The organism is Streptomyces sp. NPDC015171 (genome assembly GCF_043079545.1).
Lineage (GTDB): Bacteria > Actinomycetota > Actinomycetes > Streptomycetales > Streptomycetaceae > Streptomyces.
This window is the reverse complement of sequence record NZ_JBIBUO010000005.1, coordinates 1-12,436: the sequence shown is the minus strand read 5'-3', so window position 1 is coordinate 12,436 and position 12,436 is coordinate 1. Positions and strand designations below refer to the sequence as shown.

The 12,436-nt window shown below is 71.8% G+C and carries 11 protein-coding genes and 1 rRNA gene; 7 read left to right on the top strand and 5 right to left on the bottom strand.

Going from position 1 to position 12,436, the window contains the following annotated elements; all coding sequences use genetic code 11:
* Positions 1-15: 15 nt before the first annotated feature.
* The 3 genes from ACF073_RS15205 to ACF073_RS15195 form a co-directional block, all read right to left on the bottom strand.
* Positions 16-795 (bottom strand): trypsin-like peptidase domain-containing protein, encoded by a 780-nt coding sequence (locus ACF073_RS15205; protein ID WP_392070032.1) that lies wholly within the window; start codon positions 793-795, stop codon positions 16-18.
* A gap of 149 nt (positions 796-944) precedes the next feature.
* On the bottom strand, positions 945-1,679 hold the full coding sequence (locus ACF073_RS15200; protein ID WP_392070030.1) for an SDR family oxidoreductase: 735 nt from the start codon (positions 1,677-1,679) through the stop codon (positions 945-947).
* Positions 1,680-1,724: 45 nt separating this feature from the next.
* A complete protein-coding gene (locus ACF073_RS15195) occupies positions 1,725-2,651 on the bottom strand; it encodes an oxidoreductase (protein ID WP_392070028.1) in 927 nt (308 codons plus the stop codon).
* An 89-nt stretch (positions 2,652-2,740) separates the two neighbouring features.
* Here ACF073_RS15195 and ACF073_RS15190 point away from each other — a divergent pair, with 89 nt between their 5' ends.
* The 7 genes from ACF073_RS15190 (at position 2,741) to ACF073_RS15160 (ending at position 11,666) form a co-directional block, all read left to right on the top strand.
* Positions 2,741-3,346, top strand: coding sequence for a TetR/AcrR family transcriptional regulator (locus ACF073_RS15190; protein ID WP_392070026.1), 606 nt, complete (start codon positions 2,741-2,743; stop codon positions 3,344-3,346).
* Positions 3,347-4,528: 1,182 nt separating this feature from the next.
* On the top strand, positions 4,529-4,837 hold the full coding sequence (locus tag ACF073_RS15185; RefSeq protein ID WP_014673544.1) for a hypothetical protein: 309 nt from the start codon (positions 4,529-4,531) through the stop codon (positions 4,835-4,837).
* A gap of 173 nt (positions 4,838-5,010) precedes the next feature.
* Positions 5,011-5,841, top strand: a complete 831-nt coding sequence (locus ACF073_RS15180) for a hypothetical protein (RefSeq protein WP_392070024.1) — start codon at positions 5,011-5,013, stop codon at positions 5,839-5,841.
* Positions 5,831-7,165 carry a hypothetical protein gene (locus ACF073_RS15175; RefSeq protein WP_392070022.1) on the top strand — a complete coding sequence of 445 codons (1,335 nt, stop codon included), beginning with the start codon at positions 5,831-5,833 and terminating at the stop codon, positions 7,163-7,165. The genes ACF073_RS15180 and ACF073_RS15175 overlap by 11 nt, the downstream gene beginning before the upstream one ends.
* Positions 7,162-8,718, top strand: coding sequence for an SCO6880 family protein (locus tag ACF073_RS15170; protein WP_392070020.1), 1,557 nt, complete (start codon positions 7,162-7,164; stop codon positions 8,716-8,718). The genes ACF073_RS15175 and ACF073_RS15170 overlap by 4 nt, the downstream gene beginning before the upstream one ends.
* 14 nt (positions 8,719-8,732) lie before the next feature.
* A complete protein-coding gene (locus ACF073_RS15165) occupies positions 8,733-10,145 on the top strand; it encodes an ATP-binding protein (protein ID WP_392070018.1) in 1,413 nt (470 codons plus the stop codon).
* A 12-nt stretch (positions 10,146-10,157) separates the two neighbouring features.
* Entirely contained in the window at positions 10,158-11,666 is a 1,509-nt protein-coding gene (locus ACF073_RS15160) for a type IV secretory system conjugative DNA transfer family protein (RefSeq protein WP_392070016.1), read from the top strand.
* Here ACF073_RS15160 and ACF073_RS15155 read toward each other — a convergent pair.
* On the bottom strand, positions 11,663-12,229 hold the full coding sequence (locus ACF073_RS15155; protein WP_392070015.1) for a GNAT family N-acetyltransferase: 567 nt from the start codon (positions 12,227-12,229) through the stop codon (positions 11,663-11,665). The genes ACF073_RS15160 and ACF073_RS15155 overlap by 4 nt on opposite strands.
* A gap of 114 nt (positions 12,230-12,343) precedes the next feature.
* Positions 12,344-12,436: ribosomal RNA gene (rrf, locus tag ACF073_RS15150) — 5S ribosomal RNA — on the bottom strand; the annotation flags it as partial.

Genomic DNA, 12,436 nt, shown 5'->3' with positions numbered 1-12,436 from the left:
CGGAGTGACGCGTCCTCAGGCGCTCCGGGGGGCGCCGACCGCCCGCTCGTACACCGCCGCGGCCTCGGCCCCCAGCACCACGCTGTACGAGGTGTCCGCCGTGGTTCCGCCGTGCTCGTGGCCGCCGAGGACGCCGACGACCTGGTGGTCGCCGTTGACCCAGGGGCTGCCGCTGGTGCCGCCGGTGAAGCCGGGGCAGTCGATGCGCTGCTGCGTACTGCTCTGCGGAGCCGGCCTGTTGGTGCAGGTGATGGCCTTCTCGCGGGCGTCGGGATATCCGGTCACGGTCACCGCGGTGGCCCCGGTCGCCACCCCGGGCGTGAACCGGTTGGCCCCCACCGCGTCCTCCAGCCGGTCGCCTCCCCGGTCGGCGACGGCCGCGAAGGCGAGGTCGCTGTCCTCGTCCTCGCCCTCGACCCACCCGCCCGGCAGGAACCGCCGCGTCACCTTCCACACCCCGTACGGCGCCCGCCCCTCCCGGTAGCCGGGCACGAACACCAGATCGCCGCGGGCACCGGCCACGCAGTGCGCCGCCGTGACGATCAGGTCGCCGCGCGGGCTGTGCACCACGGATGCGGTGCAGAAGTGGCCGCCGTCCGGCCGGCCGGCCCGGTCCGCGTCGAACAGCGCGCCGACCCGCGCGCTCGGCCGGCTCGCGACGGCGTCCACGGTGACCCCGAGGGGCCCGCGCCCGTCATCGGCGGCGGCCACGGACGCCGAGGTCAGCGTGAGCAGCACCGCGGCCCCGAGCAACGCGGGACGCGAGGTGACCGAGACGCGTGAGATGCGCTTCATCAGGTCTCACTCTTGCCCACGGAAGTGAGAAACCCGCTCCGGCTTCGCTCAGAATTTCCTGTGAATCCCGGCGGGGCCGCCGGCCGCGGCATTCCCTGCGACTCCCGGCCGGCCCGCCGGCCGCGGCGCGGGAGGTCCCGGCCCGGCGGTCAGAACGTCGTCGTCATCCCCCCGTCCACGGCGATCGTCTGCCCGGTGATGAAGGACGCCGCGTCGCTCGCCAGGAAGACGACGATGCCCGCGATCTCGTCCGGGCGCCCCCAGCGGCCGAGGGCGGTGCGGGTGCGCAGCCAGTGGGCCCACTCCGGGTGGGCGCCGGCGGTGGCGAAGGTGCCCGGTGCCACGGAGTTGACGGTCGTTCCGCTCGGGCCGAGGTCCGCCGCCAGGGCCCGGGTCAGTCCGTCGAGGCCCGCCCTGGCGGTGGCGTAGCCGGTGTCCCCGGTGCGGGCGAGGCGGCCCACCTCCGAGGAGACGTTGATGACGCGGCCCGGCACGCCCCGCGCGGCCAGTCCCCGCGCCACCAGCTGGCTCAGGGCGTACGCCGAGGTCAGATGGGTGTCAGGGGCCGGCTCCGGCCCGTCACGCCGGTCGCGGTGGCCGACGTTGTTGACGAGGATGTCGATGCCGTCCAGCGCCGCCACCGCCCGCTCGGCCGCCTCCCGGTCGGTGACGTCGAAGGCGGCTTCCGCGATGTCGTACCCGCCCTCGGCGCGCAGCCGCGCCGCGCTCGCCCGGAGCGTGGCCGGGTTGCGGCCGTTCAGCACGACCCGGGCCCCGGCCGCCGCGAGGCCGCGCGCCATCTCCAGGCCGAGCCCGCGCACGGATCCGGTCACCAGGGCGGTGCGGCCGGTCAGGCGAAAGCCCATGGGACCGGTGCCGCTCATTCCTCGCCTCCCGGGTCCGTGCGCCGCCGGAGGCGAACGTCCCGGTCACCGTACCGGTGCCGCCAGGGGCCACCGCACGCCCGTCAGCTCCTCGGACAGCGTCCACAGCCGCCGCGCCGCCGCCGGGTCGCTGGCCGCCGCGCTGCGGCCGACCAGGGTCGGGGCGCCGCGCCCCTCGCCCAGGCCGTCGGGGCCGACGTAGGAGGCTCCGGGCAGGTCCTGGGTGGCCGCGTAGAGGGTGGGCAGGGCGCCGCCCTTGTCGTCCTGGGCGAGGAACCGGTTGCCGACCAGCATGGCGGCCCTGAGCAGGGGGTTCGAGGCACGGCTCTGGAGGTTGGTGGCCGCCCAGCCCGGATGGGCCGCCAGGGCGCGCACCCCGGACCCGGCCTCGGCAAGCCGCCGCTGGAGCTCCAGGGTGAACAGCAGGTTGGCCAGCTTGGACTGGGCGTAGGCGCGGGTGGGGCTGTAGGTGCCGCGCAGGTTCACGTCCTCGAAGTGGATCACCTTGTCGCCCATGCGGTGCGCGCCGGACGACACGGTCACCACGCGGCCGGTCACATACGGCAGCAGCAGGTTGGTCAGCGCGAAGTGCCCGAGGTGGTTGGTGCCGAACTGCATCTCGAAGCCCTGCCGGGTGCGCTGCTCCGGCAGCATCATCACGCCCGCGTTGTTGACCAGCAGGTCGAGCGGGCGGTCCCAGCCGGCGGCGAACTCGCGCACCGAGTCGAGATCCGCCAGGTCGAGGCGGCGCACCTCGGTGCTGCCGCTCACCCTCGCCGCCGCGGCACCGCCGCGGGCGAGGTCCCGCACGGCGAGCACCACGTGCGCGCCGGCGCCGGCCAGCGCCTGGGCGGCGGCGAAGCCGATGCCGCTGTTGGCGCCGGTGATCACGGCCGTGCGGCCGGTCAGATCGGGGAGGTGGGTCGCGTTCCAGGTGGCGCGCTTGCCGCGCGCTCCGCTCGTATCAGCCATGCCTTCAATGTAGGCATCGACAACAATGCTGTCAACGACAACAATGGTGACGGGGGCTACAAAGCTGACAGTGACAACACCGCGATACGATGAGGCGCATGCCCAGAACCCGCCCCTACCACCACGGTGACCTGCGCTCCGCCCTCCTCCAGAGCGCCGAGCGCACCCTGCGCGAGAAGGGCGTGGGCGCACTCTCGCTGCGCGAGCTGGCCCGGGACATCGGCGTGAGCCATGCCGCCCCCGGCCGGCACTTCAAGGACAAGCAGGCCCTGCTGGACGCCCTGGCGCAGGACGGGTACGAGCGCATGAACCGGGACCTGGCCACCGCCGCGGCCCTCCCGGACCAGCCCCTGGAAGCGCGCGTGACATCCCTCGCGCGCGCCTACCTGGGCTTCGCCGTCGAGCACCCCGAGCTCCTGGAGCTGATGTTCGCGCGCAAGCACGACCCCGACAGCTCCGCCCAGCTCGCGGCGGCCGTCGACCACTCCCTCCATCTGTTCACCCGGGTGATCGCGGACGCCCAGGAGCGCGGCGAGATCGTCCAGGGCGACCCCGAGCGCATCACCACGGCCGCCGCCGCGAGCCTGCACGGCCTGGCCGCCCTCATCGCCGGCTGCGCCCTGGACGCCCAGGAGACCCTGGCCGGCCTCGACGAACACGTCCGCCTGCTGCTGAACGGCCTGCGCCCGCGCTGAGCCGCAACCCCCGCCGCAGCCGCCGGACTCCTGCCGCGCCCACGCCGATCTCTGCGAGGCTCGTCGCGGGCCGCCGCCCCAGCCGGCCACCCCTGGTGGACCCCCGCACCCGCAGGCCAGCGGTCCACCCCGCCCAGAAGGCTCCGCCTCGCGCACGACTCTCCCCAACACCCCACGCATACAGGCCAGACGACGCCGGACCGGCTCAGCAGCCGCAGCCACCACCCTCCTCGCCGCCCTCCTCCTCGCCGGCCTCGGCACCGCCGCCCACGCCGGCGCCGCCACCCCCGCCGAGACCGCGCCCGCCAACACCGCCGCCGCCAGGGCGACCTGGACCCCCACCCCGTGCGCCACCCCCCGGCACCAGGGCGAACTGGCCTGCCACCCCTTCCGCGTCACCGGCGGCGTCACCGCCTTCGAGCAGGCCCGGGCGCGGCGGACCGGCACCACCGCCCGCCTCACCCCCAGGGCCGCCGCCGACCCCACCGGCTACGGCCCCGCCGACCTCCGCACCGCCTACGGCCTCACCTCGGCCGCCGCCTCCCGCGGCACCGGCGAGACCCTCGCCATCGTCGACGCCTACGACGACCCGGGCGCCGAGGCCGACCTGGCGCAGTACCGCAGCCACTACGGCCTGCCCGCCTGCACCACCGCGTCACCAGCGGCAGCAACGCCAGCTGCTCCACAGGTCACCTCTGCACGGCAGGGCCGGGCTACGACGGCCCGACCGGCCTCGGCACCCCCGCGGGCACGGCCGCCTTCACCGGCTGACCACCGCGCGCGGACCACCCCGTCGGGTCACGGGGAGCTGCCGGCGACAGGGGCGTGGGACCCCTCGGCGGCAGGAGAAGGAGAGACGGGCCACGGCACCCAGCCGCGGCCCGTCTCTCCGTCGTACCGTGAGAACATCGAGACGACCCCTCACCCGACCGGCCGTCAGAAACCCTGCCAGGTCGTAAGAGAGGTCAACGACAGAACCACACGACAGGTTCCGGTCGGATCTCGTTGCCCGGCGTGACCTGCCGTGATACACAGAGTGACCGTAGTGGCTGCGCGTACGAAACCCGCCAGGCAATGACGTCAAGTCGACATACGTTGGCGACGTTGTCGGCGACAATGAGGCCTGACCTCTGCACACCGCAGGGGCACTCACGGAACTACCCACCAGGGGCGGTGACTTACATGCTCTTTGCGGCCGACAAGGGAGACATCAACACCATCATCGGCGGGATCGCTCCGGACTGGGGCCCCTTCGGCAGCCTGGGCAACGAGGCCAAGGTGATGATCGAGGTGGTCATGGCCGTCGCCATCCTCCTCTGCCTCGGTATCGCGGTATGGGGCGCGGCGAAGCAGCGCATCGGCGCCACCGCCCTGCGGGACACGTTCAGCGCGGAACAGGGCAAGGGCCTGATCATCGCCGGCCTCACCGGCGTCTTCATCATCGGCTCCCTCGGCACGCTGTTCACCATCGTGTACGGCATGGCGGTGTAACCCCCGCCCTCCCGGCCACACCCCGGCTGCCGGCAGCCCCCCGAACCCCACCCACCCGTCGCGCCCACCGGCTGAGGTTGCGTTTCCCTGATGTCGAGTCACCACACCGCGCCCGCGCGGCAACCAGCACGGCTACCGTCGTATGTCTACGACGTAGAGGGGGCGTACGCGGCATGAGTCCCGGAGACGACCAGGGCTACAGCGACTACCCGGAGACGGGCCACACCCGGACCCGCCTCCCGGAGACCGACCCCTACGGCGGCGCCCCCCGCCGCCCCGGCCGCTCCTCCTCGAGAAGCCTGGTCACGGTGGTCGGCGTGGTGGTCCTCCTCATCGCGGCGATCGCCTTCGCGAACCGGGGGGGCAACGGCTCCGAGACCAAGGCCTCCACCAAGGCCGACAAGCCGAGGGCCACGTCAACCGCCGCAAGCGGAACCAAGCCGGTGGAGACGAAGTCCGGAAACATCCCGTCCGGCTTCGCGCACACGGAGCAGGGGGCACAGAGCGCGGCGGCGAACTACGCGGTGGCGCTGGGATCGGCGGAGATGTTCAACACCGCGTGGCGGCACCAGATCCTGAACACGGTCTACGCCCCGGAAGTGGCAGCTGCCAAGCAGTCGGCCATGGACAGCGCCTACGCCAACGAGAAGTTCCTCGCCAACATCGGCTTGGCCAAGGACGGCAGCGCCCCGAAAGGCCAGTCGTTCGTCTCCCGGGTCATCCCCGTCGGCACCAAAGTCGCCTCCTCGGGAACGGACAGCACCACGGTCGAGGTCTGGTACACCTCGCTGTTCGGGCTCTCCGGTGAAACTTCCCGCAATCCGGTGACCGAGAGCTGGTACACCACGACGTACACGCTGAAGTGGGCCGACGGTGACTGGAAGATCACCGACTATCAGCAGAAGGACGGACCGGTCCCCGTAGGCCGCGACCAGACGGCCTCCACCGCAGACGACATGACGAAGGCCGTCGAGGAGTACGGAGGGTTCACGTATGCGCGCTAACCACCGAGGCCTCACGATCGCGGCGGTTCTCGCCACGGCGCAGACGGTCACCGTGCTCCTCGCGACCCGGGCCTTCGCCGCCCCGTCACCGTCCCCCACCCCGTCGCCCACGAAGAGCAGTGATGCCTGTGCCCTGATCCGTGACGCGGCCAAGGAATTCTGCGAGAAGGACAGCGGCTCCAAGGGCTCGTCCGGCTCCACCAAAGCCCCCCTCACCGACACCCTCGACCCCTTGTCCTCCCTGGCCAAGGGCTGTGCCGAGGCCGCCTCCTGGACCATCGACAAACTCAGCAAAGCCGTAAAAGAGACCGCCACTGTCGACTTCACCAACCAGGCCTTCCTGAAGCAGTACGCCGTCGTCTTCGCCGCGTCCACGATCCTGACGCTGCTGCTCTGGCTGCTCGCCGTCGCCAAGCGGGCCGTCCGCGGCGTTCCCCTGACCACCGCCATCTCGGAAGCCGTCGGCTTCCTCTGGCTCACCGTGCTGGCCTCCGCCTTCACCCCGCTGATCCTCTACACCGTCGTATCGGCGGCGGACGGCGTCACGGACGTCCTAGCGAAGGCCACCGGCGACCAGGCCGACACCTTCTTCGGCACCTTCTCCGGCGCCCTGAACAAGGGCTCCGACATCGGCGGCGGCCCCATCATGCTGATCGTCGTCTCCCTGGTCAGCATCCTCGCCGCCGGCGTCCTCTGGCTGGAGCTGGTCATCCGCGCCGCCCTGCTCTACGTCGGCGCCCTCCTCGGCACCGTCGTCTACGCGGGCCTCGTGGACAAGAACCTGTGGGGCCACGTCCGCCGCTGGGCCGGCATCATGATCGCCGTCATCCTCGTGAAACCGGTCATCGTCATCGTCCTCGGCCTCGCCGGCGCCCTCTCCGGCGACAGCGGCCCCGACGCCTTCTCCGCCGTCGTCTCCGGCCTCGCCATCATCCTGCTCGCCATCTTCGCCAGCGCGATGATCTACCGCTTCGTCCCCGGCTTCGGCGACGAGATCGCCGGCTCCCGCAGCAACCGCATCATGCAGGGCGCCGAGAGCAAGGCCGCGGCCGTCATCAGCTCCCCCGCCACCCTCGTCGCCCAGGGCATCAAGACCCACAGCACCCGCGCCGACAGCAACGCGGGCGCACAGGGCGGCGCCGGCACCCCCCGCCAGGCCAACCCCGTCTCCGGCGGCGTCGCCGCCCACAGCAGCCGCACCCCCACCGGCGGCACCGGCGGAGCCGTCCCCTCCGCCACGCCCGCGCCCCGCGCGTCCAGCCCGGTCAACACCCCGCACGCCAGCAACGCCCGCAACAACCGCACGGGAGGTGAAGGGCGTTGACGACCGAGTCCCACCTGTCCCATCCGGTCACGCCCCGCCGTACGTATCTCATCGGCCGCGCCCGGCCGAACGCGATCGTCGGCCGGAACCGCGAATCCGGCGAGATCGCGCTGATCATCGCCGGCGCGTTCCTCGGCATGATGTGCGGCCTCCTCGTCCCGGTACTGTCCCTGCGGATCGTGCTGCTCACGGGCTTCCCGATGCTCGCGCTCGCCGCGGTCTACGTGCCGTACAAGCGCCGCACCTTCTACAAGTGGTTCGAGATCAACCGCTCGTACAAGCGGACCCTCAAGAACGGCACCGCCTACCGCTCGACCGTCATGGAGGCCGGGACCCGGCTCGACGGACGCGAGATCGAGATCGGCCCGCCCCCGGGCATCGGACGCATCAACTGGCTCGCCGCCCCCTTCGGGCCCGACGAGATCGCCGTACTCCTGCACGCCGACCGCAAGACCGTCACGGCCGCCATCGAGATCGAGGGCCCCGGCGTCGGCCTGCGCGACTCCGAGGACCAGGAAGCCCTGGTCGACCGCTTCGGCACCCTGCTCAAGCACGTCGCCAACGGCGACGGCTTCGTCACCCGGCTGCAGATGCTCGCCCGCACCCTCCCCGCCGACCCGGACGCCCACGCCAAGGACGTCAACCAGCGCGGCGACGAACGCGCCCCCAACTGGCTGCGGAAGTCGTACGACCAGCTCCAGTCCATGGTGTCCACCAGCAGCGAGCAGCACCGCGCCTACCTCGTCGCCTGCATGCACTACAACCGCGAACTGGCCGCCGAGGCACACGCCATGGCCCGCGCCGTCCGCGCCCACGGCGGCAAGGTCGACCGGGACGCCGGACTCGCCGTCGTCATGGCCCGCGAGCTGACCGACATCTGCTCGCGTCTCCAGGAGGCCGACATCCGGGTACGCCAGCCCCTGGGACAGGGCAGGCTGGCCTCCCTCGTGCACTCCATGTACGACCCCGACCACCCCATCGACCACATCCAGGCGATGACCCAGCGCAACGCCTGGCCGGCCGAGCTGGACGCCATGGAGCCCACCTACCTCCAGGCCAAGACCCGCGAGTCCGGCACCCGCGCGCCCTGGTGCCACGCCACCGCCTGGGTGAAGGAATGGCCCATGACCCCGGTCGGCGTGAACTTCCTCGCCCCGCTCCTCGTCCACACCCCGGACGTCATCCGCACGGTCGCCGTGACCATGGACCTCGAACCCACCGAGGTCGCCATCGAGCGCATGCTGACCGAGAAGACCAACGACGAGGCCGAGGCGTCCCGCGCCGCCAAGATGAACCGCACCGTCGACCCGCGCGACATCGCCGCGCACTCCCGTCTCGACCAGCGCGGCGAGGACCTCGCCAGCGGCGCCGCCGGCGTCAACCTCGTCGGCTACATCACCGTCTCCTCCCGCTCCCCGGAAGCCCTCGCCCGCGACAAGCGCACGATAAGGGCCTCCGCCGGCAAGTCGTACCTCAAGCTGGAGTGGTGCGACCGAGAGCACCACCGCGCCTTCGTGAACACACTTCCCTTCGCCACCGGCATCCGAAGGTAGGGGCTGATTCACCGATGCGGGATCCGCTGTCCGTCCTCACCGAGGCCTTCACCTCCTTCCTCTTCGGGAAGGTGGAGACGACCCGGCTTCCGGTGCGCACCTCCACGGGCCAGGCCCAGGCCGTCTACCTGCCCACGGCCGCGCCCGGCCTCGGCGACTCCGGCGTCATCATCGGCCGCGAGGTGTACTCCGGCAAGGGCTACATCTACGACCCCTTCCAGCTGTACGGCCAGCAGCTGCCGGCCCCGCACTGGCTGGTCCTCGGCGAGTCCGGCAACGGCAAGTCGGCGCTGGAGAAGACGTACGTCCTGCGCCAGCTGCGCTTCAAGGACCGCCAGGTCGTCGTCCTTGACGCACAGGGCGAGGACGGCGTCGGCGAGTGGAACCTGATCGCGCAGGAGCTGGGGATAACCCCCATCCGGCTCGACCCCACGGCCGCCCTCGACCACGGGATCCGGCTCAACCCCCTCGACCCGGCGATCACCACGACCGGTCAGCTCGCCCTGCTCCGGACCATCATCGAGGTCGCGATGGGCCACGGCCTCGACGAACGCTCCGGCTTCGCCCTGAAGGTCGCCCACGCGTACGTCAACGAGACGATCGTCGACCGCCAGCCGGTCCTCACCGACATCGTGGAGCAGCTACGGCACCCCGAGCCGGAGTCGGCGGAGGCGATGAACGTCGCCATAGACGACGTACGCGCCTGGGGCCTGGACGTCGCCCTGGTGCTCGACCGGCTCGTCGACGGTGACCTGCGCGGCATGTTCGACGGCCCGACCACGGTCGGCATCGACCTCGACGCGCCCCTCATCGTCTTCGACCTGTCCCACATCGACCGCAACTCCATCGCCATGCCCATCCTCATGGCGATCGTCGGCGTGTGGCTGGAACACACCTGGATCCGCCCCGACCGCAAGAAGCGCATCTTCCTGGTGGAAGAGGCCTGGCACATCATCAACAGCCCCTTCGTGGCCCAGCTGTTCCAGCGGCTGCTGAAGTTCGGCCGCCGTCTCGGCCTGTCCTTCGTGGCGGTCGTGCACCACCTGTCCGACGTGGTCGACGGCGCGGCGGCGAAGGAGGCGGCGGCCATTCTGAAGATGGCCTCCACCAGGACCATCTACGCCCAGAAGGCCGACGAGGCACGGGCCACGGGCCGGGTGCTCGGCCTGCCCCGGTGGGCGGTCGAGATCATCCCGACCCTCACCCCCGGCATCGCCGTCTGGGACGTCAACGGCAACGTCCAGGTGGTCAAGCACCTGATCACGGAGACGGAACGCCCGCTGGTCTTCACCGACCGCGCGATGACCGAGTCCTCCGCGGAGCGCACGGCCGACGACGCCCTGCGCGCCGCCGAGGAGGAGGCCGAGCAGCGGGCCGCGGCCTTCGTGGAACAGCACCTGGGCGACTCCGAGTCGACGGTGGCGTAGGGGGAGTGCAGGGTGAGACCGGACGATCGCCGTGACGGCCGCCGGGAGGGCCAGGGCGGCATTCCCGACGGCCTGCTGATCGGCGTACTCGCGTTCCTCCTCGGCATGACCGTGCTGGTGTGGACGGCGACGGGACTTGCGGCCCTCTTCACCAAGGGCGGCTGGCCCGCCGGTGTCACCTTCACCCGCACCCCGCTGGCCATGCGCCATCTCATCGGCCGGCCGCACGACATCGCCGGCGCCTGGCCGGACAGCCCGGCCGCCCAGCTCTCCGGCTGGGGCCTGTTCTGGGGCCTGTTCATCGGCCAGCTGATGATCCTGTTCGTGCTCACCATGTTCGTGATGGGCACGGTGGCCCGGTGGCGGGCGGCCAAGGCACGCCGCAAGGCGGCCGGCGCCCCGCAGCCACCGGCGCCGGCCCCCGCACCACGGGCGGCGCCCGCGGAACCGGTGTACGAGGTGCCGGCCCCGCGCAGCGCCCCGGAACCGCGCTCACTCCCGCACCCAGCCCAGGATGTCCCGGAGCCCCCCGCACCGGCTCCCCTGAGCACTCCCCCCGTCGACGGCGCCCGGGAAGGAGTCCTGATCGCCCCCAGGGACACCCGGCGTACGACGGCCCTCCAGGCGGTACGCGACGCGGAAGGCCCCGTCCTCCTCGTCACCTCCGACCCGGCCCTGTGGGCGGAGACCAAGGACACCCGGGCCAAACTCGGCCCCACCCTCCTCTACGACCCGGCGCACCGCTGCGACACCCCGGCCCGCCTGCACTGGTCCCCCACCGCGGGCTGCGAGGACCGGCAGACGGCACTGCACCGGGCGAAGGCCCTGCTCGCTCCCGTACAGCCCACCGCCAGGATCGACCAGGCGATGGCGGACACGGCGACCACCCTGCTGCGCAGCTATCTCCACGCCGCCGCCCTGGAGAACCGCACCATCCGCCATGTCCACCGCTGGGCCCAGGGCACCCAGGTCCAGGACGCCGTACGCACCCTGCGCACCCACCAGAAGGCGGCGCACGGCGCCGCGGGCGAGCTGGAGGCCGCGCTCACCGCGCATCCCGAACGCCGGGACATGGCGCAGGAACTGACCAGCCGTGCGCTGTCCGCGCTGTTCACGGTGAACATCCGGGAAGCCTGCACCCCGAACCGAACTGATGCGCTGGCCCTGGATTCTTTCGTCCAGGAAGGGGGCACGCTGTATGTGGTCGGTGAATCCATCGAGGACCCGAGGAGCAATCCGGCAGCGATGCCGCTCCTGACGGCCCTCGTCTCCAGCGTGGTCGAGCACGGCCGGCACATGGCCGAACGGTCATCCTCCGGTCGGCTCGACCCACCACTCACCCTGGTCCTGGACGACATCGCGGCCGTGGCCCCGTTCCCCGAGCTGCCGTCCCTGCTCACCACCGGCACCGGTCAGGGCCTGCCCACGCTCGCCCTGCTCCGCTCGCGCGAACAGGCCCGCTCCCGCTGGCCGCACCAGGAACTCCCGCTCCAGGGCGCCGGGGCGGCCCCGCCGGTCTAGGCCGGCCGCTCCAGGACGAACTCCAGCTCGTTCTCGGCCTCGTTCTTGGTGAAGGTCACCGCCAGCCCGCTCGGCTCGAAGCCGATCTTCCGGTACGCCGCGAGCGCCCGCGCGTTGTCCGCGTGGACGAACAGCCGTACCCGCTCGGCGTCCCGTTCCCACGCCCAGGCCACGCCGGCCTCGAACAGCGCCTCGACCAGCCCGTTCCCCCGGTGCTCTGGCCGTACGAACACGCCGACCATGTGCCCCTGCCGCCGGTCGATCGGGAATCCGGCCCAGTCCTGCGCCCCGGCTTCCTCGATGAGCGTGGTGACCGAGCCGGCCCAGGTACCGTCGGGCGCCTCGGCGATGAACTGGAGGGCGGTCGTGGACCCTTCACCGGAGCCGACGGCCCGGTCCCGCCAGAAGGTGTCCGGCCGGGCAGCGGCCTCCTCGTACACCTCCAGGAAGGCGAGGTGTGCGACCGGATCCCGCAGCGCGTCCAGACGCAGCTGCTTCACCCGCTCCCACTCGTCGGGACGTATGGCACGAACGACATAGTCGTTCCTGGTCAGCACGGTCATACGGCCACCGTAGCCCGCACGTCGAATCCACACCGCACTTCCCGCGAGGAATTATGTACCCGGAACGCAGAAAACCCCCGTACCGATACCGGTACAGGGGTTTTCTCAAAAATTGTTCGGCGGCGTCCTACTCTCCCACAGGGTCCCCCCTGCAGTACCATCGGCGCTGTGAGGCTTAGCTTCCGGGTTCGGAATGTAACCGGGCGT